Below are 23,976 nucleotides of genomic sequence, written 5' to 3'. Positions count from 1 at the left end.
CCTGCGCAATCTGGCACAACCGCATCACTGGCGCACCGGTTACCAGGTCGCTGATCGCCTACGACCACTGAGCCACATCGGAACTACTCGTCTAGCGCTGACCCACCAGGACCGTGTCCGCTCCGACCGCTGCCAGGAGCAGCAGGGGAGGGTCGCGCCAGGCTATGCGCACCGTGCGCACTGCCCGGCATCGCCCCTGGTCGGAGTCTCGCTGCCGTGCGGTCTTGCGTTCGTTGAGAGGATCGGGGCGTGACGGACTCCCCTATGCAGGTGAATGCCCTCATCATCAATGCCACCGCCCCCGAGCGGCTCGCTGTGTTCTGGTCCCAGTTGCTCAGCAGGCCGAGCAGCAACGAGTGGAGGCGCTCGGTGGGCGCAGGCTGGAGCTGTACGACGACGGGGGGTTCCTCGTGATGGTGGACCCTGAGGGCAATGAGTTCTGCATCATCCCTGATGGCGCCTTCGAGATCGACGACGAGGGACACGCGGACTACCTCGGCTGACCGACCGCGCGCTCGGGCCGCGCTTCGCGGCGGGTTCCCGTCCCGCGTCGTCGAGGAGGTCACCGATCACCATGTTGCCGCTCTCGGCCACGATGGCCTGTGCAGGGGGGCGCCCATGCTTCGTGTGCCCCCGCTGATCAGTGCCGCTCTCCTCCCCCAAGTCCTCCCGTCATTGCCGCGGCAGGCGGTCCGCCTCAGTCTCCGTCGGTGCGGGGGACCCAGCCGTTGTCCGCACCGGTGTGGATCAGTGCCTGCGCGTACCGCCAGAGGTCCGCGGAGGCGTCCTTGATCACGGACTTGCGGGCCAGCACGTCCTGCTCCGTGACTCCGGGCGTGCGCCACGTCCCGCCGCGGTTGCCGTAGTTGAGCAGCAGGGGCTGGAGGCGGTCCATGGCCTTGGCGAAGCGGGCCTCCGGTGTGCTGCGTTCCTCGAACTCGTCCCACAGTGACCTGAAGAGGTCCCGCTGATCGGCGGGCAGGAGCGCGAAGAGCTTGTCGGCCGCTTCCCGTTCCCTCGCCTCCTGGTCGGCGGCGGCCGTCGTGTCGTACAGGAAGGTGTCGCCCGCATAGATCTCCACCAGGTCGTGCACGACGACGAGGGCGAGGACCTTGCCGATGTCCACGGGCTCGTCCGCGTACTCGGCGAGCACCAGGGTCATCAGGGCGAGGTGCCAGGAGTGCTCGGCATCGTTCTCCTTGCGGTCGGCTGCGAGCAGCGGGCTCTGCCGGAAGACGTCCTTGAGCCGATCCGCCTCGATGATGAACTCGATCTGGCGGCGCAGCCGTTCGGGTGTGCTGTCGGGCTGCCGGACGGAGTCGGCGAGCAGCGGGGCGTCGTCATGGGACATGGAGGCTCCTCGATAGGGGTGCATGCGCTGTTCAGAGGTTGAGGTACTGGAGAAGGACGCTGGCGGTGAGGACCGAGGTGGTGGCCCACAGCGCGGGACGGGGCCGGCGGCGGCGCAGAATGCTCGCGGCCGTGCTGACGACGAAGGCCGCGGCCATGGCCTGGTCGATCGCGAGGGTGACGAGGGTGACGGCCACCGCCGTCAGTGTGACGGCCGTGGCCGGACGGTCCGCTCCGTGCGCGCGGGACGCGGCGAGGATCTTGGCCGCCACGAAGACCAGGGCACCGGTGGTGGCCTCCACGGGGACATGGGCGAGGAGCGGGCCGAGGAACAGGCAGGAACACAGGAGCAGTCCGGTGACCACGGCCGCGATCCCGGTCCTGGCACCGGCGCGGATGCCGACGGCGCTCTCCACGAAGGCCACGAAGCTGGTCGATCCGGTGGCGGATCCGGCGACGGTGGCGCCGGCGTCGACGAGCAGCGCCTGGCGCATACCGGGCACGCGCCCGTCGGCGTCCTGGAGGGGGGTGTGCGCGGTCAGGCCGACCACCTTGGCGATGCTGCCGAAGAAGTCGAGGGCGAACAGGACGAGGACGATGCTCCACGCGCGGGGGTCGGTGATGACGGTGAGATCGAGGCGGAACAGCGCGCCTCCGCTGCCGTGGATGCCGTCGTGGACGGTGCCGGTTGTGACGCCCGCGTGGGCGCAGTACGCCGCTGCGGCCGCGATGCCGCCCAGGACCGCCGCCGCACGGGCACCGAGGGCGTCCAGGACGAGGGCGACGGCGAGGCCGATGTACAGGGCGACGGCGGGCGGCGCCGTCCAGTCGCCCAGGCCGGACAGGCGGCCGTCGGACGTGGTGACGAGGTGGGCGATCTGCAGGCCGACGAGGCCGATGAACGTACCCACCGCGGCGGCGAGTGCCGAGCGCGTCTCGGGCGGGATGGCGTTGATCACTGCCTCGCGCAGCCGCAGCAGTGTCACAACGAGCATGGCGAGGCCGGACCAGAACACCATGCCCAGCGCCTCGGGCCAGGTGTAGGCGAGGGTGCCGATCACGGAGAACGCGACCATGGCGTTCATCTCCATGCCGGGTGCCACCGCGAAGGGGAGCCGGGCCCACAGGCCCATGGCGATGGTGGCGAGGCCGCCGACCGCCGCCGTCGCGAAGAAGGCGGCGGCGTGCGGGATGCCGCCCTGGCCGAGCACGGCCGGGTTGACGACGACGATGTAGGAGAGTGCCAGGAACGTCGACACCCCCGCGAAGATCTCGCGGCGCCAGGTCGAGCCCCGCGCGCTCAGCGCGAAGTACCGGTCCACGGCCCCGCGGGCGGGCTCGGGCGGAACCGGTGTCGCGCGGAGGCCGGGGCGTTCAGGTGTGGTCACGCCGCTGTCCGCGTGGAGTGAAGCCGGGGCTGACCGGGCTGATGGTGTCCCCGACGTCGCCCAGCAGCAACTGGTCGGGGGCGTCGGGTCGAACGGCGTAGAACTTGCCGTTCAGTGTTCCGGAGACGTGGCCGACGTGGAGGGTCAGCGTGATCCCGAGCCGTTCGGCGTACCTGGCCAGCGCGAGTGCGCCCTGCCGTGTCGCGTGGCAGGTGAAGATCTCGACGTCGGATCCCGGCCGGAGCGTCAGCTGGAGCATCGCCATGAGGGTCGCCCCGCTGGCCACGACACCGTCGACGACGACCAGTCGGCCGGCCTGCGGGGGCAACCGCTCGTCCACTCCGACGAGCAGTCCCCCGGCCACCGGCATCCGCTTGGCCTGGGGCGTCCAGCCTCGTTCCCGGGGCAGCGCGCCGAGCCGCTCGGCGAGGATACGGCCCTCGCGCTCGGGCGCGACGACGGTAGCTCCGGGCGCGGACGCGCTCCGGCGCACCTGTGCGGGGAGCATGCCGTAGATGTCGAGCAGCGCTTGCAGATAGCGGTCGCGGTCGGTGTCGCGCTGCCGCGGGAGGTTGGCGACCGTCGTGACGACGGCCATCCGTTCGATCACGTCGGGGCGGCCGGTGGAGGCGATCCGTACGTTGTCGGGCAGGGCGCCGGGGGCGTGCAACGACTCCAGCAGCAGGGAGTCGAAGTGGACCAGGTGGCGGAAGTGGGTGTGGTGTTCCTTCTCGAAGTCGTCCACCGTCTGCCGGGCCTGTGGGGGGAGCCCGGTCCGGTCGGGTAAGTGGGCGGTGTTCATCGGTGACCTCCTGTCCTGTGCTGTGGAAGCCGGTCTCGTGGGGGCCCCGCAGCGGGCGTTCGCCCGGTGCGGTGGAGGAGGATCAGTGCGGCGGGCGCGACCGCGGCGGCGAGGGCGGCGGTGAGGAGGAACGTCAGGGCGAAGTCCCCGGCGGCCGGCCGCTCCCCGTGGAGCAGGACCAGCAGCGCCAGGCCGATGGAGCCGCCGATGTACTGGGCCGTCGTCACCAGGGCGCTCCCGGTCGCGTTGCTCGCCTGTGGGAGGTCCCGGGTCCCGGTGATGAACATCGCGGTGAACGCCATCCCCTGTCCGAACCCGCTCAGCAGGAGCCCCGGCAGGATGACCTGGGCGTAGCCGGCGCCGTCGATCGCGACGGCCAGGGCGAGGACGAGGAGCCCGGCCGCACCGGTGAGGAAGGCCGTGGCCAGCAGTCGGCTCATCGGCAGTCTGCCGGCGAGTCGGGCGGCCACCGTGTTCCCCGCCGTGATGGCCGCGGCCAGGGGGAGGAAGGCCATGCCTGCGGCGAGCGCGCTGTAGTCGCGTACTTCCTGGAGGTAGAGGGTGACGAGGTAGAACTCGGCGCCGAAGCTCGCCATGTACACGGCTGCGGCCAGGCAGGCCGTCTGGAGGGTGCGCACACCCAGCAGGGCGCGGGGCACCAGCGACCTGGGTCCCTTCTGGCTGAGCGCGAGGAGGCCGGCCGCGAGGACCGCCACGGTCAGCGAGGCGCCGACGACCGGCAGGGCGGGCCGTGCGTGGGCGAGCTCCGTGAAGGCGAGGACGAGGGCCACGACCGCGGCGCTGGCGGCGAGTGCGGCCTTGGTGGCGAGGGGAGCCGGGGCCCGGGACGGGGCCGAGCGCACCGCGTTCCCCGCCGCGAGCAGGCAGACCGCCACGATGGGGACGTTGATCCAGAAGATCCACTGCCACGAGGCCACGGCGAGGATGCCACCGCCGGCCGTGACGCCGAGGGCGAGGCCGAGCGCTCCCGTGGTGCCCCACACGCCGACTGCGCGGTCGCGCTCCGGGCCCGCCGGGTAGGCGGAGCCGAGCATTCCCAGCGTGGCCGGCACCAGCAGGGCCGCGGCCACCCCCTGTCCCACGCGGGCGGCGATCAGCGCCGGCGCGGCAAGGGAGAGGGCCGCGCCGATCGAGGAGGCGGCGAAGAGGAGCTGAGCGGCGAGGAAAACACGGCCGGAGCCGAGGACGTCCGCCAGTTGGCCGCCCAGGAGCAGGAATCCGGCGAAGAAGATCGCGTACGCGCTCACGATCCATTGCAGGGCGACCGCGGAGAAGTGGAGGCTCGTCCCGATGTCGGGCAGCGCGACGTAGATGATCGAGAAGTCGAGCGCCACCAGCAGCTGCGCCCCGGCCAGCGCCGTCAGTAAGCGGGTGCCGGGCTTCGGAACGGGGGGTACGGGCACGTGGGTCAGCCTCCGTAGGTGAACTGGTCAGCCCAGGGCGGTGAGCGCCTCGATGAACACGTCCCAGAACCGTTCCGTGTCCAGGCGCGTCGCCACCCGGGCGTTGGGGATCCTCCCCGTGACACGGTAGAGGTCGATCACGGTCGCGCCGCGGGTGAACTCCCCGCGCAGTTCGATCGCGACGGGGGCGTCGACGCATTCCACCAGGCTCGGGTCGAGCACTCGGGCGACGGCGACGGGGTCGTGCAGCGGTGCGTCGGGCAGGTCCCAGATCTGGCCGTAGGTGCCGGAGCGGAAGTCGAGGAGGGCCGCCGACACCTTGGCGATGTGGCTGCCCACCTCGGCGATGCGCCGCAGCACGTCGGGGGTGACCGGCGCCTGGTGGGTGACGTTGAGGCCGCAGTAGGTCAGGGGGATGCCGCTCGCGAGCACTTCGTGGGCGGCCTCGGGGTCGACCAGGATGTTGTACTCCGAGTAGGGCAGGGTGTTGCCGCGGTGGGTGGCTCCGCCCATGCACACGATTTCCTTGATCTTCGCCTTGTCCTGCGGATGGCGGGCGAGGAGTCCCGCGATGTTCGTCTGGGGTCCGGTGACGACGAGGGTGAGCGGTTCGGGGCTGTCGGTCAGCAGACCGTGGATGAGGTCGACGGCGTGTGCGGGGTGGAGGGGCACTTCCGGCTCCGGGAAGTCCCAGCCGTCCAGGCCGGTTTCGCCGTGCACGTCGTCGCCGATCAGCAGCGGGCCGGTGAGCGGTTTGGGGTAGCCGGCGGCCACGGGCACGTCGAGGGCTTTGGCGAGGGAACACATGCGCCGTGCGTTCAGTGCCGTCTTGGCCACGGTCTGGTTGCCCGCGCTGGTGGTGACCGCCCTGAGGTCCACTCGGGGGTCGCCGGCGGCGAGCAGTATGGCCATCGCGTCGTCGTGTCCGGGATCGCAGTCCAGGATGACGGGGGTGGGCATGGGGACTCCAGGTGTTCGGCGAAAGGGCTGCGGCGGGGGCGCCTGTGCTGCGGAGCCGGCTGCCGCGGCCTGGTCAGGTCGGCTCGGCAAGGCTCCGGTGGCAGGCCGGGCGGCGTCGGCCGGCGGTGGCGAACCCCCTCGAAAACGATGCGCCGGAGCGCAGGCACCGGCCGTCGGCGCGCCCGGCGGACGCCACACGACGCCTCCGGGCGCGGAAGTCGGTGTGCACCCGTCGCCCGGAACGCAGGCGCCGACCGTCGGCGCGCCCGGCGGACACCACACGGCGTCTCCGAGCACGGAAGTCGGTGTGTACAGGGCGCCCGGAGCGCAGGCGCCGGTCGGCGGGCGCCGCACGGCGTCTCCGGGGGTGGAGGTCGGTGTGTACAGGTCGTCGGCGGGGGCGATGGTGACGGCCGTCCTGTCGTCGAGCGGTGGCGGGGCGCCGAAGGCTTCGGCGACGGTGCGCCGTCGACGGTGTGCGGGTCCAAGGCGTATCGGCCACGCCACCGGCGCTCGCGCCGCTCCTCCGACAGGGTGGTCACGACCTCGGGTCGTGCCGGTGCACGATGTCCGGACTCCAGGCGGCGGTCGGCGGGCGCGGCGGCGCGGGTGGGCGAGGAGGGTCCGGGGAGGCCGGGAACGGGCTCGTCGTCGCGGTCGGGCGACCGCCGGGTGGTGACGGCGGCCCGGACCCGGATCCCACCGGTCGGGGCGCAGAGCCGGCCGACGACCGGGTCCGGGTGAACCTTCGCACCGCAGGTGACGGACGGTCCGGTCCGGCGAGACATGAGTGGTGCCCACCGCTCGTCAGTCCTCCCCGGACGCCGGGACGTCCTCGGCCAGCCGGAAGCCCATCGCGTACAGCGAGCGCGGGTAGGGACCGTGCCGGCGCTGGCACCGGGCCAGGTCGCGGAACCGGTTGAAGGCCCCGCCCCGGGCGACGCGGTAGGCGCCGAGCCTGAGGTACAGGTCGTCGTGGACCGGTCTTCCTCCCGGGTAGGGGCGGTACGTGCTGCTGGTGTACTCCTCGACGTTGCCTGCCATGTCGAGGGCCCCGCACCACGACCGGCCCTCGGGGAAGGCCCCGACGGGGCTGGTCATGAGCAGGCCGGTCTCCAGGGTGTTGGCAGCCGGAGCGCTCCAGGTGTCTCCCCAGGGGTGGCGCAGGCCCTTCGGCCCGGCCGCGGCGTACTCCCATTCCTGTTCCGTGGGCAGCCGGAAGCGGCGGCCGGTGCGACGGCCGAGCCAGTCCGCGTAGGCGTCGGCGCTGTCCGCCGCGACCGTGTACACGGGGTGGTTGGCGGCGGCGGGCTCGTACCGGCCGAAGTTCCAGTTGCTCGGTATCCCGGCATGGCCGGTGTCCTTGAGGAAGGCGGCGAACTCCGCATTGGTGACGGGGTACCTGGCGATGCCGAAGGCCACGATCCGCCGTGTGTGGCGGGGGCATTCCTTCTCCACCCAGGATCGCTGGACTCCGAACCGGGCGGAGTCGGCGTGCAGCGCGTCGACATCGCTCTCGGGCGTGCCGAGGAGGGCCCGGCCCGCGGGGACCCGCACCATGTCCGGATCGTCCACGCGGATCCGCGGGTCGCCCGCGAGGGCCAGGACGGTGCCCGCCGCCAGTCGGTGTTCGAGGGTGAGCGAGGCGTCCTCGACGAGTGCGGCCAGCCGGGACACCGGGTGGCCGGCCATCTGCGCGAAGTGCCTCAGTCGCTCCGCCCTGGGCTCCACGTAGCCGTCGGGCAGACCCATCGCCGCCCGGTCGGTGAGGGAGTTGATGTCGGCGTCGACCAGATTGGTGTGCGTGATGTGGGACGTCACGTCGCTCCTGGGATCCGGGGACGGAATCCGGGGTCACGGAGCCCCCCGAGGTGAGAGACCCAGCGGCAGGCCGGTGAGCGGGCGGGTCGTGCCCAGCGCGTCGAGGTGACCCATCCGCCGGTCCTTGACCCGGAGGTACTCCTCGTTGAAGAGGGTGCGGAAGCCGCCGAGCGGGACCCGGTCCTCGACCACGATGCCCTGGGCGGCGAGTTGCCCGACCTTCTGTGGATTGTTCGTCATCAGCCGGACCCGGGTGATGCCCAGTTGCCGCAGGCAGTCCGCCGCCGTCCGGAAGTCCCGGCCCTCCGCCGGGAAGCCGAGAGCGAGGTTGGCGCTGATGGTGTCGTGCCCGGCCGACTGCAGCGCATAGGCGCGGATCTTGTTGGCCAGACCGATGCCCCGCCCTTCCTGGCGGAGCATGTAGACGAGAACGCCGTTGTACGACTGCACGATGGCGTCCAGCGCGGCGGACAGCTGGGGGCCGCAGTCGCACTTCTCGGAGCCGAGGACGTCTCCGGTGAAGCAGGCGCTGTGGATGCGTGCGAGCGTCGGAGCCGCGGATTCGCTCCGTGGCGCGATCGTCCGCAGGGTGACCACTTCTTCGGTCTCGCGGCCGTCCGGGCCTGTCTGTCCGAAGACGGTCAACTGCATGCGGGTGGCACCGATCGGGACAGGGGCACTCGCCAGTCGGGCCGTCGCCGGCCCGTCGGTCGTCGTCATCGGCCGCTCACCCGGCCCGGTCGGACGTCACGGAGGTCTGTGCCCGGACGTCGTACACGTGGCCGTCGTAGGAGGAGGCGAGGAACCGTCCCGGTGAACCGGACGGGGTGAGCGCGGAGATGCCCGCGGTCGTCGGGCGCTCGTCGCCCACCCACTCCCCCGTCCCCGGGTCGTAGACGGCGACCCGGCCGTGGTAGCCGCCCGTCGCGATCAGGCCGGTGTGCGGGTCGACCGCTAGGCACTTGATGCTGTTGCGGTGCGGAGTCGTCACCACGGCCTCGCGTTCCCCCGCGGCGCTCCAGATCCTCAGGGTCAGGTCGCGGCCCACGCTGGCGAACCGTCCGTCGGGGAGGGCCGCCGCGCCGTTGGCGATGCGTGTGTGCGCCTCGTCGTGGCCGGCGACGGACCGCAGGTCAGGCAGGGAGTGCCAGCTCGCGGCGCCGGTGGCGCACACACTGAAGAGCACGTCGCCCTGGACCGCCATGCCCTTGATGGCGTTGTGCTGGATGCGCTGCTCACCGATCAGTTTCAGTCCGGTGCCCGTCTCGTCCCGCAGGACGAGTGCCTCACCGGTGTAGGTGCCGACGACGAGCGTGTCACCGTCCGATGTCGTGTGCACGGCCGCGCAGTTGAGCGGGGAACGGTGCTGGTGGAGCACGGCCCCGGTGGTCGCGTCGTACAGGGCGCCGAGCTGGCCTCCGCTGACGACCGTGCCCGCGACCGGGGTGATGAAGTTGCAGCAGCTGCCGAGTTCGGTCAGCACCTCGCCCTCGCGCCGGACCGTACCGCTGTCGCCGACGGTGAACCGTCCCAGGGGGGTGGCGGCGACGGCGTTCAGGCCGGGGGTGGGCTCGACGGCGGTCAGTTCCCAGCTGCCGGCCTCCCGGTCGAACACGGCGTAACTCGATCCGAAGGTGCCGAAGACCCAGTGGGTGGAGTCCAGTTTGGCGCAGGAGCGGAGCCAGACCTCGGCCGGTACCTCACTCGTCAGGAGGTGCACGGGATCCATGTCCCGGTCCAGTCGCCACAGCCGTACGGTGCGGTCGTAGCTGGAACTGAGCAGGACGCCTTCCTCGGCGTCGTAGGCGAGACGCTTGATCCCGGCGTCGTGCACCCGGTGGCGCCGGGTACCCGACGGACCGACCAGGATCAGCTCTCCCTCGTCGTTGCCCAGCGCGAAGCGGTCCACGTCCAGGACCGCGACCGTGTCCGTCTCGACGTCCCCGAGGTCGACGACGCTCAACTGGGATCCGTCGGCGGCGTCCCAGCGACGCACGGTGCCGTCGTCGCTCGTGGTGACCAGTTCGGCGCCGCCCCGCACCCATTCGACGGAGAGGACGTCGGCCTCGTGTCCCTGGAGGCGGTGGATCAGCCGACCGTCCAGGTCGTAGATCCGCGCGACGTGGTCGCGCGACGCCGTGGCCACCCTGGCCTCGTCGGGCGAGACGACGGCCATCTCCACGTCGTCCTTCTGGTCCGTGAGGACCGTGATGAGCCGCAGGTCGGGCACGGACCACAAGCGGGCCGAGTAGTCGCTGCCCGAGGTGACGACGATGCGACCGGAGGGGGAGAACCGGCACTGGTTGGCGAGGTGGTCGTGGCGTGCCTCGGTGAGGGCCGTGCGGGTCGTCGCGTTCCAGAGGATGACCCGGTTGTCGTAGCCGGTGGTCACCACGTGGTTGCCATGGGCGTCGATTCCGCTGATCGGCGACATGTGTTTGATCATGAACTCCTCCTGTCGTCACGCGTCGGTACGGAACGGTGACGGCACGAATGAAGTCCGTCGACTCGGGCGCCCGGCGGGGAGGAACGGGACGAAACGCCGAGCCGGCTCCGCGCCTGGATGACGGTCCGCATCACGGCCGATGACAGACAGTAGTTATCGCAAATTCCCGCGTCAACCGCCGTCAGGCAATTGTCTTTTTCATGTGCCGCCATGGCTCCGAAATTTCCCATGAATTGAGCCAAGATCGCACGGTCGCGTTTCTTCGGGACGACGGCGCCGCCTGCACAAAACCGGCTCTGGACAGATCGCCGTTCTCCGTGCCCGTCGCCGAAAAACATCGGCTCGTCGCCCGACGTCCGGGAACCATAAGCCGTCCTGCCGCCCCGGAATGAGCCAATGTATATCCCACCTGTTGCCGAAGGGACGGCCGCGCCCTTCCATGGAAGGGAAGCGATCTTAAGGGGGCACGGTGGACGAGCTGGACGGCGCTCTGCGGTATCTCGGCGGCTACGGGCCCGAGTTCGGCCCCGGTGTGAGCAACCATGGGCCCATGGCCGCGGAGTCCCTCGCCCGCCTCGGGCACACCGCGGCGATCGGGGCGTGGGTGTCCTCGTACCGGAAGCTCCTCTACGACGACACGTGCGGGCACTTCCAGGAGATCACCTACGACAACTGGCGTTCCGCCCTGGGCAACATGCGTCTCCTGGGGGACTGGACCGAGTTCTTCCGGCGGGAACTCGACAGCGCCGCGTGGACCGACGTCCTCGCCCGCTGGTGGCCGCGGCTGCTGCCGGGCTTCGCCGCGGGAGGGGGCCACGGCGTCCTCCGTACCGGTCACGCGGTGCGGATGCTGACGGAGGCCGGTACACCGTGGCGTCTGGAGGAACTCGCCCGCGGACTCGGCTACTGGGCCGCCCGCTACCAGGAACTTCCCGCGGCCCCGTCGACACGGCGGGAGCGGAACCTGGAACGGGCGTGGGCGGCCGTCCCCAAGCTGCGCAGCGATCAGGGCATGGGCATGATCTTCAGGATCCGGCTCGAAACGGTGTGGCTCGAACCGGACTTCGCGCCGACCGTGGACTCCCTGCTCCCCGAGGACGACGCCGGCAGGATGCTGAGCCGGCTCACCCGGGCCGCCGCCGAAAGCTATCTCACCGATGACCACAAGACACCCATGGCCTTCGTCCACGCGCTCACCGCGCCCGCGGTGGTACGCCTGGTCCTGCCGTACGTGCCCCACGATCTGCACTGGCCGAGCGTCGCCGCCGCGGTCCGCTTCTCGGCCGCCATCCGCAGTGCCTACGGCACCGGACGACGCGAGCACCGGCCCGGGGAGCCGCCCCAGGACTACGACACGCTCTCCGAACGGGCGCTGGCGACCGAGGATCCGCACGCCATCAAGTACGTGGAGGCATGCCGACGCGAGGACGCGCTCGTCCCCGATCCGGCGTACGCGATCGCGGCGACCGACTGGGTCCGCCGCTGCGAGACCGGCTCCTTCTGAAAACCGGCGATATTCCTTTCCACTGCCTGCGGCCGATGAACTCAGGCCCCCGATCGAGGTTTTTCAGTCACTTCACGAGAGCGCTTGTTGCAGATCCGTAAAATGTAACGAACCGCACCTATTATTTCACTCGCCGGTTTTCCTCCGGGTCCCGGCGAACCGAATGCGAAATGAGTGAGCTCACATGCGGCAGACCATGAAGGTCGTGGGTATCGGAGGCTCTCCCCGGCCGCGTTCGGCCGCGGAGAACGCACTCCGCGTCGCCCTGGCCGAAGCGGAACGGCTCGGGGCCGAGGTCGAACTCTTCGGCGGCGAGCGGCTGCTGATGCCGCTGTACGACCCACGGGGCGGCCTCCGCGGCCCTCAGGCGCGACTGCTGGTCCGGGCGGTCGCCGAGGCGGACGGCGTGCTGCTTGCCACCCCCTCCTACCACGGAGGCATCTCGGGGCTGGTCAAGAACGGCATCGACCACCTCGAAGAGCTGCGCAAGGACGAGCGCCCCTACCTCAGCGGACGGGCCGTCGGCTGCGTCGCCGTTTCGGACGGACGGCAGGGTGCGGTGACCGCCCTGGCCGCGCTGCGCGACGTGACCCACGCCTTGCGGGGATGGCCCACGCCGCTCGGGGTCGCGCTGGACGACGTCTCCTCGCGTTTCGGACCGGACGGCGACTGCACCGACGTAGGCAGCGAGCGGCAACTGACCGCGCTGGCCGCGCAGGTCGTCGAATTCGCGAGGCGCTGGAGCGCCGCCGCCGTGCGGCAGGAGCTCACCGGACCGACGGAACACCTCTCTCTTTGACTCCGGGACCGAGGGAACGGGATGGACGCGCGCGAGGACTCCGACGCACTGCGTCGACGTGAGGAACGTCTGGCGGAGATCAGCGCCCGCATCGTGGGGCTGGTCCACGAGTTCATCGACGAGGAACGGATCCTCGCGGCGGCGAGGGAGGCGGCGGGGCTGCCGCGTACCGACCTGTCCCGGGAGAACGAGATGGTGCGGTACTACGCCGGGCAGCTGACGTCGGGCGGCGCGAACCTCGCCCTGACGCTGCTGCTGATGCGGCGCGGTCGCGCCTGACGTCCGGGGCGTCCGGGGCGTTCGGGTCACAGCAGGTCCTCGCACCGGATCGGCAGCTTGCGCGGACGGCGTCCGGTGGCGTGATGAACCGCGTTGGCGATGGCCGCGGCCGCGCCGACGAAGGCGACCTCCCCCACCCCCTTGACTCCCGGCGCGTTGAGCCGGAAGTCGGGTTCGTCGATGAACTCGACGTCGATCCGGCCGATGTCGGAGTTGACCGGGACGACGTATTCGGCGAGGTCCGTGGTGACGAAGCCGCCGAACCTGGGGTCGGGCTCGCTGCCCTCCCGCAGCGCCGCACCGACACCCCACACGACGCCGCCGCGCACCTGGCCGGCCGCGGTCACCGGACTCGCGACCCGGCCGCAGTCGACGACGCTCACCACCCGTGGCACGGTGACCCGCGCGGTGGCCGCGTCCACCCGGACCTCGGCGAAGTGAGCGATGAAGCTGAAGGCCGAGAACTCGGGGTACACGGGCCCGGCCGGGGCCGACGCCCCGTTCCGCATGCGTGCGGTGGCCTCCGCGGACTGGCCGGGGGCCGGTGTGAGCGTCTCGACCTCGATCTCGCGGCGGCCCGTCGCCGCGACCGCCGCGGCCAGGTCCACCGGTCCCCCGGCCGGCACGCCGAGGCGGGCCCGCAGCTCACGCAGGGCGGCGTGAACCGCCGTCAGGGCGCTGGCGGTACCCCACGATCCGGCGGTCAGATGCTGGGGGACCCCGCGGGTGTCCCCCAGGACGGTCCGTACTCGACCGGTCGCGATACCGAGGTCCGCGGCCACGGCACGCGCCACGGCGGTGCGGAGGCCCTGTCCCATCTCGTGGCCCGTGACGTTCGCGGTGATCCGTCCGCTCGCCCGGGCCGTCAGGCGGGCGGCGGCCGGTGCCGCCGAGGCACGGTAGGCACCGGCGGCGACCCCCCAGCCGACGAGGGATCCGTCGGGGGTCCGCATCGACCCTGGCGCGGCGGTCCGGGCCGCCCAGCCGAACCGCGCCGCGCCCCGCCGCAGGCACTCGGCGAGATGGCGCGAGGAGAAGGGCCGCCCGGTCACGGGATCGGTCGCCGTGTCGTTGTCCAGGCGCAGCTCGACCGGGTCGCGGCCCGTGGCGTACGCGATCTCGTCGACGGCCGACTCCAGGGCGAACGCGGCGGCGTGTTCGAAGGGCGCCCGCATGAAACCGGGCGTCTGCACATCGGTCCGCGTCAGCCGCTGAACACCGCGGTAGTGCCGGACGCCGTACAGACGTGAGGTGATCGAGAGGAAGTCGGCGCCGAACAGGTCGTGGCGGGAGGTCTGTTGGCGGGCCTCGTGCACGATGGAGGTCAGCCGCCCCGCGCGGTCGGCCCCCACCCGCAGACGGTGCCTGCTCGCGGGGCGGAAGGTCGTCGCGTGAAAGGTCTGCGACCGGGGCATGACGAGCCTCACCGGCCTGCCCAGGCGTCGGGCGGCCACCGCCATCGGTGCCAGATGTGACTGTAGCCAGGTCTTCTGCCCGAAGCTTCCCCCGACCTGGTGCGAGACGACCTCGACCCGGTCGGGCTCGATGCCCAGCTGGCGGGCCAGACCGTGCTGTACGGCGCTGGTGTTCTGGGTGCTCTCGTGCACGACCAGGGTGGCGCCGCGCCACTCGACCATGGTGGCCGGCAGTTCCATCGGCACATGGTGCTGCGGCTCGAAGTCGAACACCGCGTCGACCCGGACCTGGCTGCGCGCGAAGACCGCCTCGGCGTCACCCAGGGAGATGTCCGCGAATCGCGGGTGCTCCAGGGCCCGGGCCTGCGCCACCGTCTCGGCGCCCTCACCGTCGAGGGTGACCGCCACGGGTTCCCCTTGGTGGACGACGTCGACGAGGGCGGCGGCCTCCTCCGCGGCGAGGGGTGAGTCCGCCACGACGAGGGCGACGGGCTGGCCGCGGTAGGCCACCCGGTCGTCCAGCAGGGGCTGGAAGCTCTGGAATCCGTAGCCCCCGTCGCCGCCCGGGAAGCCAGGGGGCCGTACCTCGGCGCGGTCGAGGCGGGTCAGCACCAGGTGGACTCCGGGGACGGCGCGGGCCGCGGAGGTGTCGACGCCGACGACGCGCCCCCGTCCCACCGTCGCCGTCGACAGGGCGGCGTGCAGCAGGCCGGGCCGGGTGCGGTCGGCGGTGTAACGCGCCCGCCCGGTCACCTTCTCGTAGGCGTCGACGCGCCCTTCGGAGGCGGGTGGCACGCCGTTCACCGGGCCCACCGGTCGGCGGCGATGCGGAGGGCCTGGGCGACGGTCCGACCGCCGAGTTCCACCTTGAAGGCGTTGCGGGTTCCGGGGCGCGCGCCCGCCAGGGCGATCCGGCCCGCCCGCACGGCGGTGTCGGCGGTCAGCGGGCCGCCGAGCAGTGACCGCTCGGCGGCCGGAGTGCGCCAGGGCCGTGTGGCGAGGCCACCGAGCGCGATGCGGCAGTCCACGACGGTCCCGTCGCCGTCGAGTTCGACAGCCACCGCGGCGGAGGCGAGCGCGAACGCGAACGACTCCCGGTCCCTGACCTTGTGATAGGTGGAGCCGCGCCCCGCGGTGGTGACGGGGACCCGGATACGGGTGATCAGTTCGTCGGTCGCGAGGCTGTGTTCGTGATGGGGTCTGTCCGCGGGTTCGCGGTGCAGCGCGGACAGCGGGATGGTCCGTCGCCCGGAGGGACCCAACAGGTCGAGGCGGGCGTCGAAGGCGAGCAGCGCCACGGCCCAGTCGCCGGGGTAGGCGGCGGTGCACGCGTCGCTCGTGCCCAGCACCGCCTGGCTCCGGTCCGGTCCTCCCCGCGCGGCGCAGCCGCTGCCCGGCTCACGCTTGTTGCACGGGAAGGGCCGACCGCCGCGGAAGTACGGGCAGCGGGTGCGCTGCAGCAGGTTGCCGCTCACGGTGGCCATGTTGCGCACCTGCGGGGAGGCCGCCTTGGCGAGGGACTCGGCGAGGGCCGGGTAGTCCCGCAGGAGCACCGGATCCTCGGCGACGTCGGCCATCCGGGCTCCGGCGCCGAATACCAGTTCGTCCGGTCGCGAGGTGTCGAACCCGGCGAGCTCGGGCAGGTCGCGGACGTCGACCAGCGCGCCGGGCGTCTCGACACCCAGCTTCATCAGGTCGTACAGACTGGTGCCGCCGGCCAGGGCCTTCGTGTCGCCGCCGCCGCGGGCCAGTGCCTCGACGGCGTGGCCGAGGGTGTGGGGGGCCGTGTACGTGAACTCACGCATGTGGCCTGCTTCCCGGTCGGCCGACGGCCGCGCGTGCCGCCTGACGGACCGCGGCCACGATCTGCGGGTAGGCCCCGCACCGGCAGAGGTTGCCGCTCATGTACTCCCGGATCTCGTCGTCACCGGTGTGGCCCTCGGCCAGGCAGGCGACCGCCGACATGATCTGACCCGGTGTGCAGTAGCCGCACTGCAGGGCGTCGTGGTCGATGAACGCCTGCTGTACCGGGTGCGGTGTGCCGTCCGGGTCCGCCAGGCCCTCGATCGTCGTCACCGCGGCGCCCCCGGTCCGGACGGCCGGTGTCAGACAGGCCAGGACGCGCCGTCCGTCGAGGTGGACGGTGCAGGCACCGCACTGGCCGTGGTCGCAGCCCTTCTTGGTACCCGTCAGCGCCAGTCGTTCGCGCAGGACGTCGAGCAGCGACTCGCGCGGGTCGACGTCGCACGCGGCCGTCGCCCCGTTCACCGTGAGGGCGAGCGCCGTGGTCGGTGCTCGGTGGTCCGTCACCGGCATGTCCTGGTCCTCCGGTCGGTTGTGGTGGCGCCCGACGGGCGGAGCGTCGGTGCCGGGCTGTGGGTCACGGCCGGGACCGGCCCGTACGTGCGGCCTTCCGGAGCGAGTCGACGAGTGCCGTGGTGATGCGTTCGAGCAGGGGCCGCGACGTGGCGAAGTTGAGCCGTACGAAGCCCCGTCCGGCCGCGCCGAAGAAGGAGCCGTCGCTCAGGCGGACACGGGCGTCCCGCAGCAGGTGGCCGGCCGGGTCGTCGATGCCCGCGAAGGAGCAGTCCAGCCACGCCAGGTAGGTCGCCTCCGGCATCGTGTGGCGCAGCTGCGGGAGTTCGGCGTCCAGGACCTGTGCCAGGAACCGGCGGTTGCGGTCCAGGTGCCGCAGGACCTCGCGGCGCCACGGGTCGCCCTCGCGGTAGGCGGCGATGTTGGCCACGATGCCCAGGGTGCTGGCCCCGTGGCGGGAGTGGAAGGGCAGGGCGCGCCAGCGCCGGACGTCGTCGTCGTTGGTCAGCACGGCCTGGGCGCATTTGAGCCCGGCTATGTTCCAGCCCTTGGCGGCGGACGTCAGGGTGATGGTGTGTTCGGCCGCTTCCGGCGAAACGGATGCGTAGGGAACGTGGTCGTGCCCCGGGTAGGTGAGGGGCGCGTGGATCTCGTCGGCGACGACCCGCGCGCCGCGCGCGGCCACACGGCGGCTGAGCGCGAGGAGTTCCGGCCGGGTGAAGACCCTGCCCACCGGGTTCTGCGGGTTGCACAGGAGGACGGTTCCCGCGCCTTCGGCCAGGGCGGAGTCGATGGCGTCGATGTCGAGCGACAGCCGTGTGCCGTCCTGGGTCATCGGCACCTCGACAACCCGTCGGCCCTGTGCCGCCACGACCTCGAAGAAGGGCGGGTACGCCGGGGTGGGGACCACGACGGCGCTGCCCGGGTGGCTGTACGCGCCGATGCCGAGGCCGACCCCCGTCAGCACGTCGGGGATCAGGAAGATCCGCTCGGCCGGAACCGACCAGCCGAAGCTGTGGGCGAGCCAGTCCGAGCAGGCGGAGGGCAGTCCGGTACGGATGTCGCGGAGCGGATAGCCGGTCTGGCCACGCTCCACCGCGTCGTGCAGGGCCGCGCGGACGGTGGGCGCGACGGGGAAGTCCATCTCGGCGACCCAGGCGCCCAGTACCGTCCGGCCGTGCCGCCCCCATTTGAGGCTCTGCCGCTCCAGGAGCGTGTCGATGTCGATGTCGTCGTCGAACCCGGACGGTACGGTCCGGTCCGCCTCGTGGGGGGCGGGGCGCGTGCTGTTCGGTGCTTGTGCTTCCACACGGGCCTCCACGGCTCAGTGGCTGAACAGCCTCAGTCCGGTACGGATCAGTGCGACGGAGTGTTCGGCGCAGGCGGTTTCGACCTCCCCGCCACGCGCCGACCCTCCGCCTTCGACGATGCAGCGCACCCCGTGCCCGGCCGCGACGTCGACGTTGTCACGGAAGGGCAGGTAGGCGTCGGAGACGAGGGTGCAGGGGGTGTGCCCGGCCAGCCATGCGCGTCGCTCGGCGGGATCCAGCGGCTCGGCCGGCAGCGCGAGAGCCGGGAACCCCACCGGGCCGGGGCGCTCCGGCTCCGTGTCCGGGCCGGCCTCGACAAACCGCAGCACGCTGTTCACCCGGTCCTGCAGCGTCATGGCCGGCGGGAACTCCGGCTCCGCCAGGAGCGGATGGCGTCTGAGCCGCCAGCGGTCGGCCTTCTCCCCCGCCAGTCGTACGCAGTCGACCCGTGACTGCTGGCCCGCACCGATCCCGATGGTGCGTCCGTCGTGGACGTAGGCCACCGAGTTGGACTGTGTGTACCGGACCGTGATGAGCCCCAGCAGGGCGTCGCCCATCTCCTGTTCGGTCGGGCGCACGGCGCCCTCGACGCCCTCGGCCAGGGAGGCCGCGTCGAGCGACACCGGGTCGGTGTCCTGGACGATCCTGACCCCGAACACCTCCCGGGCCTGCTCGGCGGGCGGCTCGTAGGCCGGGTCCGCCTGGAGCACGAGGAAGGTGCCCCGTTTCTTCCGCGCGAGGATCTCGGCCACGCCCGGCTCGTACGCGGGTGCGATGACACCGTCGGACACCACCCGGGCCAGGAGGGTCGCGGTCGCCATGTCGACGGGGTGCGACAGAGCGACCATGTCGCCGTAGGACGAGCGCGGATCGCAGTCGCGGGCGCGGGCGTAGGCCGAGGCCAGGGCGGACACCTCGTCGCCCAGCCGGAACGTCGCCCGGGTGACCGCGTCGACCTCACCGGCGACGGCCGCACCGGCCGGCGAGACGTGCTTCATCGACGCCGCCGCGGGGAGTCCGAGCGCCCTGCTCGCCTCCCGCACGAGCTGCCAGCCCTGCAGGGCGTCCAGCAGGTTCACGACGGAGGGTCTGCCGCACAGGACGGAAAGGGGCAGCGGGCCGCCGTCGGGCATTTCCGCCACCGCATTCTCCTGCTGCGGGTTCAGGCCGTACTTGAGCGGCAGACGCGTCACGTCACCGACCATTGCTGCTCCTCCGGTAAAACACCGGCGTCGGCCGCCCGACGCCTGTCGTGCGAACCTTCTGAAAAGATCGGAATGACCACCGGTGGAGCAGCTCCGGTGCTCTGCCCCGGTCCACCGCACTCCATCGCCGCGGACGTCCGCGGGATCCGGCCGCGTTCTAGGTAACCGGGAGCCCGGCGTCGCCGTCAACCCCTCCCGCGACGCGATGAATCCCCATTACCGGGCGCGCACCCCGATTCTTCGGTGCCCCTTGCGGGGTGCCTGCCCCGATTCCTGTCCGGAGGCCGAAAAACACCCTTTCACTGTTCTCTCGGATTGCGTCTCCATTTCGCTGTCATGACCGCCGGGCAACGGCAAAACGATTCGCCGTCCGCCACCCGGGGCCGTTGTCCGAATCGACTCCGTCCGATGGCAGGGAGCCACCTTGCCTCGGGGCCCTGCCGTGGATACGCTCTCGAATTCGTGTACCTCAAAACGATCAATTACCAAGCAGTCGGGTGACCGGCGCCCGTCGAGCGGGACGGCGTCTTCGTCGCGGTACTGGTGGCGCTTCACGCTGCTCTACTCCTGCGGGATGCTGGCCGCCACCGGACTGGGGAAAATGGCCCCGGTCGCGGTGGACCTGCGCGCCGAACTGAACCTCTCCCTCGACCAGATGTCGCTGGTCACCTCCTCCATCACCGCGGTCGCCGCGCTGCTCGGACTGCCCGTGAGTTATCTCGTCGCCCGCTCCGCGCCCCGCAGGGCGCTGCTGGCCGGCTGTGCCGTCATGGCGGCGGCGGGGCTGCTGGAGTCGAGAGCCGGTCACTTCACGCCCATGCTCGCCGCGCGTCTGGCGGAGGGGATCGGGTACGTCGCCGTCGTCGTGGCCGCACCGGCGCTGATCATCGCCATGGGCGACGGCCCACGGCGGATCACCGCGCTCGCGGCGTGGGGCACGTACTTCCCGGTGGGCCTGGCGCTGGGCCTGTTCCTGGGCGGCCTGCTGTCGGCCGCGACGGACTGGCGGACCTGGCTGGTCATCGAAGCGTGCACCCTGCTGGTCGTCGGGAGCGCCGCCGTGCTCACACTCGGCGGACGGCCCGCCTCCGCCGCTGACGACGAGCCGAGGGCAAAGGCCCCGGCCGACCGGGCGGGCCGCGGAATTCGCCGCCTGCGCCGGCCGTTCCTGCTGGCCACGGGCTTCGCCACCGCCAGCGGCACGATCGTCGCGGTGGTGTCCCTGTTCCCCACCTATCTGCACGAGACGCTGGGCGTGCCCACGGCGGCGGCGGGCACCCTGACCGGGGTCGTCTCGCTGGCCGGCACCGTCGGCGGGTTCCTCAGCGGATGGCTGCTGCGGCGCGGGGTGGCGGTGCGCCGACTGTTCGCCGCCGCGCTGCTCATGCCGCTGGGCACGGCCCTCGCCTTCCTGCACTCCGGTGGGGTCGCTCTCGCCGCCGTCGGCGCGCTGCTGGTGGCACTGGCCAACGAACTCGTCGTCGCCGCCGCGTTCGCGATGATCCCGGCGATCGTCTCGGACACCTCCGACGTGGACCTCGCCAACGGACTCCTGGCGCAGATCGGCAGCCTCGGCTCGCTGCTCGGTCCCCCGCTCGTCAGCCTCGCGGTGCTGGTCGCGGGCGGCTGGTGGGCGGTGGCGCCCACGGTGCTGGCGGTCTGCGCCACCGGGACGGTTCTGCTGCGCTCCTCGGTGCGGCGCCTGGCGGTTTGAGCGGAAGGAACGGCCGGATATCCATCGGCCGGACGTGGCCGAAAACGGCATCGGCCCGCTACCGGATCACTCGGTGGACAGATATGAGCCAGAAAATTGGATCACTTTGATTCCGCAACTGGATGACCCTACACTGGGCGGCGCACCGGGCATCCACGTGGCATATTCCACCCGGTTGCATCATCGCCGTGTTCACGCCCGGTCTTGTTGTGCACGTCTGTTCCGCCGCGCGCGGTTCTGGTTCCTCGGATGCGTTGGTGGATTTTCCGCGGCAAGGCGAGCAATAAAATCTTGACCGACTCGTCGGAGGTAACCGACAGGTGACAGGGAATCGGGAATCTTGGCCGACCGAAGAACTGCGGCAGGAGATACGGGACTGGCTCCGCGAGAACTGGAGCGAGGAACTCTCGGTCGGTGAGTGGTGGCGGTTGCTCGCCGAGGCCGGATACGCGTTTCCCACCTGGCCCTCCGGAATGGGGGGACGCGGTCTGGACCGCCGTGCCGCCAGGGTGATGACCGAGGAGATAGCGCGAGCCGGCGCGATCGGCCCGCCCGGCGGCGTCGGGCAGATGGTGGGCGGCCCCGTCCTCCTGGAGTACGGCACGCCCGAGCAGCAGCGCCGCTGGATCCCCGCGCTGGCCGCCGGCGCGGAGTCCTGGTGCCAGCTGTTCAGCGAGCCCGGCGCGGGCTCGGACCTGGCGAGCCTGCAACTGCGGGCACACCGCGACGGTGACCGCTGGACGCTCAACGGCCAGAAGGTGTGGTCCAGGGAGGCCGAGGACGCCGATCGCGGGCTGGTCCTGGCCCGTACGGACTCCTCCGTCCCGAAGCGCAAGGGCATCAGCTTCTTCGTCGTCGACCTCGACCAGCCCGGCGTCGAGGTGCGGCCGATCCGTCAGATGAACGGCCGCACCACGTTCAACGAGGTCTTCCTCACCGATGTGGTGGTGCCGGCCGACCAGATCATCGGTGCCGTGGGCCAGGGCTGGCCGCTCGCCGCGGCCAGTCTGTCGTACGAACGCGAAGAGGTCGGCGGCGGTGGCGTGCTGCGACCCGCGCGCGTCGCCCGGCCCGGGCGGCGGGGCGGGATGCTGGACCGCTCCATCGCGGAGCTGACCGAGGAGCACCGCGCGGCGGAGCGGTCCGAGCGGGTCCGCCGCGGGATCCGCTCACCCGACGCGCTGATCGGACTCGCGCACGAACTGCGCCGGTCCGAGGACCCCGTCGTGCGCCAGCGGCTCGCTGCCGTGTACGCGGCGGCGGAGACCAACCGCCTGCGCAACCAGCAGGCCCGGTCCGCGCGCCGACGGGGACACAACCCCGGACCGGACGCGTCCCTGGGGAAGCTGGTCGGCTCCGCCACCGGGCGGCAGGCTCGCGACATCGCCCTGTCCCTGCTGGGCGCCGAAGGCATGCTCACCGGAACGGAGACGACCGGCGACGGCACCTTCCAGCAGATGGCCCTGTCGGTGCAGTCGCTGTCCATCGCGGGCGGCACGGACGAGATACAGCGCAATCTCATCGGGGAACGGCTGCTCGGCCTGCCCCGGGAGCCGGAGGCCGACCGCGACGTGCCCTTCCGCGACCTCCGGGTGGGGACGCAGACGCAGTAGGCCGACGACCGGATCAGCCGACCCCAGGGAGCAGGCTTGGACCCGAACGGTTACTGGAACCCTCGTCACGAGACCATGCCCCGGCCGCAGCTCGAGGCGCTCCAACTGGCCCGGCTGCGCACCGCGGTGAACCGGGCGCTGGGCGCCCGGGGGCTGCAGGGCAGGCTCCTGCGCGAGGCGGGCGTCCGCCCGGAGCAACTCGCGTCCCTCGCGGACGTCCGGCGGATACCGTTCTTCACGCGCGACGCCTGGATGGACGCCCAGACGGCCGCTCCGCCGCACGGTGATCTCCTGGCCGCTCCGCCCGCCACCGCCGTACGTCAGCACCGCACCTCGGGGACGACCGGACGCACCCCGCTCCGCGTGCTCGACGGGCTCGAGGACTGGGAGTGGATCGCGGACATGTGGTGCTACGGGCTGTGGGGCTTCGGCGTCCGCCCCGAGGACCGGGTCTTCCTCGCCTTCGGCTACGGCGGTTTCATCGGGTTCTGGGGTGCCCACTACGCCTGCGAGAAGATCGGCTGCCTGGTGCTCCCCGGCGGCAACATGACCACCGGGGCACGGCTGCGCGAGATCCTGGAGAGCGAGGCCACGGTGCTGTGTTCGACGCCCACCTACGCCCTCCGTCTCGCCCAGGAGGCCCGGCGGCTCGGTGTCGACCTGAGCGCGGGCCCGGTGCGGCGCATCGTCCTGTCCGGGGAGCCCGCCGGGTCGATACCGGCCACCAAGCGCCTCATCGAGACCGAATGGGGTGCCCGCACCGCGGACACCGCGGGGATGACCGAACTCGGCACCGTCTTCATGTTCGAGTGCGAGGGCCGGCCCGGCGGGGGTCACATCATCGAGGACAACTTCCTGGAGGAAGTCGTCGACCCCTCCTCCGGGGAACCCGTTCCGTACGGGGAGCCGGGCGAGCGCGTCGTGACCTCGTTCGGCCGCGGGTCCATCCCGCTGCTCCGGTACCGGACGCGGGACCTCGTGGTGCGGGTCCCCGGCGAACGGTGCCGCTGCGGGCGGACGTGGGACCTGTACGACGGCGGCGTCCTGGGCCGGGTCGACGACATGCTCCTGGTCCGCGGGACCAACGTCTACCCGCGGGCGATCGAGAGCATCGTGCGGGAGTACCCGCAGATCGACGAGTTCCAGATCCATCTGCACACCAGGGAGGGCATCCGCGAGGAGATCGACGTGCTCATCGAGGTCCCCGGACACCGGGGCGTCGACGGGCGGCTGGCCGCGGACCTCGCGAAGTCCCTCAGCGACGCCGTGGGCGGCCTGCGTTTCGGCGTCCGCGAGGTCGCGGCGGGTTCGCTGCCGCGCTTCGAACTCAAGGCACGGCGGGTGCTGGACGAACGGGTCGTCGTCGGTAGTGGTGAAGCGAGGGAGGCCGCAAGGTGAGGAATCGTCTGGGAACCCGGCTCAGTGGTCCCGAGGAGGAAGTGGTCGTCGTCTACGAAGCCCTGTGCCGCCTCGTCGAGAATCACTCCGGCGAGCTCGCTCCCTATCAGAAGCGCAACGTGCTCAAGGCCCTGGCCTGCCTGTGGCAGGTCATGAACGGTCTCGACATGGAACCGCGGCACCTCGACCATGTCGTCCTGTGAAGCGCCGTCGGCCGGGGCGCGAGGGCGCT

21 protein-coding genes are annotated in these 23,976 nt (G+C 71.7%); 8 read left to right on the top strand and 13 right to left on the bottom strand.

Features of this window, described 5'->3' with window-relative positions:
• Positions 1-356 precede the first annotated feature (356 nt).
• The gene (locus tag AB0F77_RS37940) at positions 357-503 is read left to right on the top strand and encodes a VOC family protein (protein WP_361957714.1); all 147 of its coding nucleotides are present in this window, start codon (positions 357-359) and stop codon (positions 501-503) included.
• 194 nt (positions 504-697) lie between these two features.
• Here AB0F77_RS37940 and AB0F77_RS37935 read toward each other — a convergent pair whose 3' ends face one another.
• From AB0F77_RS37935 to AB0F77_RS37900, 8 genes are all read right to left on the bottom strand, one after another.
• A complete protein-coding gene (locus tag AB0F77_RS37935) occupies positions 698-1,351 on the bottom strand; it encodes an HD domain-containing protein (protein ID WP_361957711.1) in 654 nt (217 codons plus the stop codon).
• A gap of 31 nt (positions 1,352-1,382) precedes the next feature.
• The gene (locus tag AB0F77_RS37930; RefSeq protein WP_361957708.1) at positions 1,383-2,738 is read right to left on the bottom strand and encodes an NCS2 family permease; all 1,356 of its coding nucleotides are present in this window, start codon (positions 2,736-2,738) and stop codon (positions 1,383-1,385) included.
• Positions 2,725-3,540 (bottom strand): hypothetical protein, encoded by an 816-nt coding sequence (locus AB0F77_RS37925; RefSeq protein ID WP_361957705.1) that lies wholly within the window; start codon positions 3,538-3,540, stop codon positions 2,725-2,727. The genes AB0F77_RS37930 and AB0F77_RS37925 overlap by 14 nt, the downstream gene beginning before the upstream one ends.
• Positions 3,537-4,964 carry an MFS transporter gene (locus AB0F77_RS37920; RefSeq protein WP_361957702.1) on the bottom strand — a complete coding sequence of 476 codons (1,428 nt, stop codon included), beginning with the start codon at positions 4,962-4,964 and terminating at the stop codon, positions 3,537-3,539. The genes AB0F77_RS37925 and AB0F77_RS37920 overlap by 4 nt, the downstream gene beginning before the upstream one ends.
• A 27-nt stretch (positions 4,965-4,991) precedes the next feature.
• Entirely contained in the window at positions 4,992-5,924 is a 933-nt protein-coding gene (locus tag AB0F77_RS37915; RefSeq protein ID WP_361957699.1) for a nucleoside hydrolase, read from the bottom strand.
• A gap of 807 nt (positions 5,925-6,731) precedes the next feature.
• Entirely contained in the window at positions 6,732-7,745 is a 1,014-nt protein-coding gene (locus AB0F77_RS37910) for an SUMF1/EgtB/PvdO family nonheme iron enzyme (RefSeq protein ID WP_361957696.1), read from the bottom strand.
• A gap of 33 nt (positions 7,746-7,778) precedes the next feature.
• Positions 7,779-8,465 carry a GTP cyclohydrolase II RibA gene (gene ribA, locus AB0F77_RS37905; RefSeq protein WP_361957693.1) on the bottom strand — a complete coding sequence of 229 codons (687 nt, stop codon included), beginning with the start codon at positions 8,463-8,465 and terminating at the stop codon, positions 7,779-7,781.
• A 7-nt stretch (positions 8,466-8,472) separates the two neighbouring features.
• Positions 8,473-10,191 (bottom strand): WD40 repeat domain-containing protein, encoded by a 1,719-nt coding sequence (locus AB0F77_RS37900; RefSeq protein ID WP_361957690.1) that lies wholly within the window; start codon positions 10,189-10,191, stop codon positions 8,473-8,475.
• Between the two features lie 469 nt (positions 10,192-10,660).
• Between AB0F77_RS37900 and AB0F77_RS37895 the strand changes: the two genes are divergently transcribed.
• The 3 genes from AB0F77_RS37895 (at position 10,661) to AB0F77_RS37885 (ending at position 12,773) form a co-directional block, all read left to right on the top strand.
• Positions 10,661-11,695: a hypothetical protein gene (locus tag AB0F77_RS37895; protein ID WP_361957687.1), complete on the top strand. Its 1,035-nt coding sequence runs from the start codon at positions 10,661-10,663 to the stop codon at positions 11,693-11,695.
• 184 nt (positions 11,696-11,879) lie between these two features.
• Complete coding sequence (locus AB0F77_RS37890; RefSeq protein ID WP_361957684.1) at positions 11,880-12,494, top strand: NAD(P)H-dependent oxidoreductase; 615 nt, start codon at positions 11,880-11,882, stop codon at positions 12,492-12,494.
• A gap of 21 nt (positions 12,495-12,515) precedes the next feature.
• Positions 12,516-12,773 (top strand): chorismate mutase, encoded by a 258-nt coding sequence (locus tag AB0F77_RS37885; RefSeq protein ID WP_361957682.1) that lies wholly within the window; start codon positions 12,516-12,518, stop codon positions 12,771-12,773.
• Positions 12,774-12,799: 26 nt separating this feature from the next.
• Here the strand turns inward: AB0F77_RS37885 and AB0F77_RS37880 are convergent, their stop codons facing one another.
• The 5 genes from AB0F77_RS37880 to AB0F77_RS37860 form a co-directional block, all read right to left on the bottom strand.
• Positions 12,800-14,983: a xanthine dehydrogenase family protein molybdopterin-binding subunit gene (locus AB0F77_RS37880; RefSeq protein ID WP_361957679.1), complete on the bottom strand. Its 2,184-nt coding sequence runs from the start codon at positions 14,981-14,983 to the stop codon at positions 12,800-12,802.
• A 5-nt stretch (positions 14,984-14,988) separates the two neighbouring features.
• Positions 14,989-15,993: a xanthine dehydrogenase family protein subunit M gene (locus AB0F77_RS37875; protein WP_361957676.1), complete on the bottom strand. Its 1,005-nt coding sequence runs from the start codon at positions 15,991-15,993 to the stop codon at positions 14,989-14,991.
• Positions 15,986-16,504 (bottom strand): (2Fe-2S)-binding protein, encoded by a 519-nt coding sequence (locus tag AB0F77_RS37870; RefSeq protein ID WP_361957673.1) that lies wholly within the window; start codon positions 16,502-16,504, stop codon positions 15,986-15,988. Before AB0F77_RS37870 ends, AB0F77_RS37875 begins: the two co-directional genes overlap by 8 nt.
• A 64-nt stretch (positions 16,505-16,568) precedes the next feature.
• Positions 16,569-17,813, bottom strand: a complete 1,245-nt coding sequence (locus AB0F77_RS37865) for a MalY/PatB family protein (protein ID WP_361957670.1) — start codon at positions 17,811-17,813, stop codon at positions 16,569-16,571.
• A gap of 15 nt (positions 17,814-17,828) precedes the next feature.
• Positions 17,829-19,007 (bottom strand): phosphoribosylaminoimidazolecarboxamide formyltransferase, encoded by a 1,179-nt coding sequence (locus AB0F77_RS37860; protein ID WP_361957667.1) that lies wholly within the window; start codon positions 19,005-19,007, stop codon positions 17,829-17,831.
• 586 nt (positions 19,008-19,593) lie between these two features.
• Here AB0F77_RS37860 and AB0F77_RS37855 point away from each other — a divergent pair.
• From AB0F77_RS37855 to AB0F77_RS37840, 4 genes are all read left to right on the top strand, one after another.
• Positions 19,594-20,733 (top strand): MFS transporter, encoded by a 1,140-nt coding sequence (locus AB0F77_RS37855; RefSeq protein WP_361957664.1) that lies wholly within the window; start codon positions 19,594-19,596, stop codon positions 20,731-20,733.
• A gap of 320 nt (positions 20,734-21,053) precedes the next feature.
• Entirely contained in the window at positions 21,054-22,346 is a 1,293-nt protein-coding gene (locus AB0F77_RS37850; protein WP_361957661.1) for an acyl-CoA dehydrogenase family protein, read from the top strand.
• 36 nt (positions 22,347-22,382) lie between these two features.
• Positions 22,383-23,744, top strand: a complete 1,362-nt coding sequence (locus AB0F77_RS37845; RefSeq protein WP_361957658.1) for an AMP-binding protein — start codon at positions 22,383-22,385, stop codon at positions 23,742-23,744.
• Positions 23,741-23,947: a hypothetical protein gene (locus AB0F77_RS37840; RefSeq protein WP_361957655.1), complete on the top strand. Its 207-nt coding sequence runs from the start codon at positions 23,741-23,743 to the stop codon at positions 23,945-23,947. Before AB0F77_RS37845 ends, AB0F77_RS37840 begins: the two co-directional genes overlap by 4 nt.
• The last annotated feature ends 29 nt before the right edge of the window (positions 23,948-23,976 follow it).

It is taken from the genome of Streptomyces sp. NPDC026672, assembly GCF_040638185.1.
Lineage (GTDB): Bacteria > Actinomycetota > Actinomycetes > Streptomycetales > Streptomycetaceae > Streptomyces.
The sequence above is the reverse complement of the archived record's forward strand: the minus strand, read 5'-3'. Positions and strand labels throughout refer to the sequence as shown.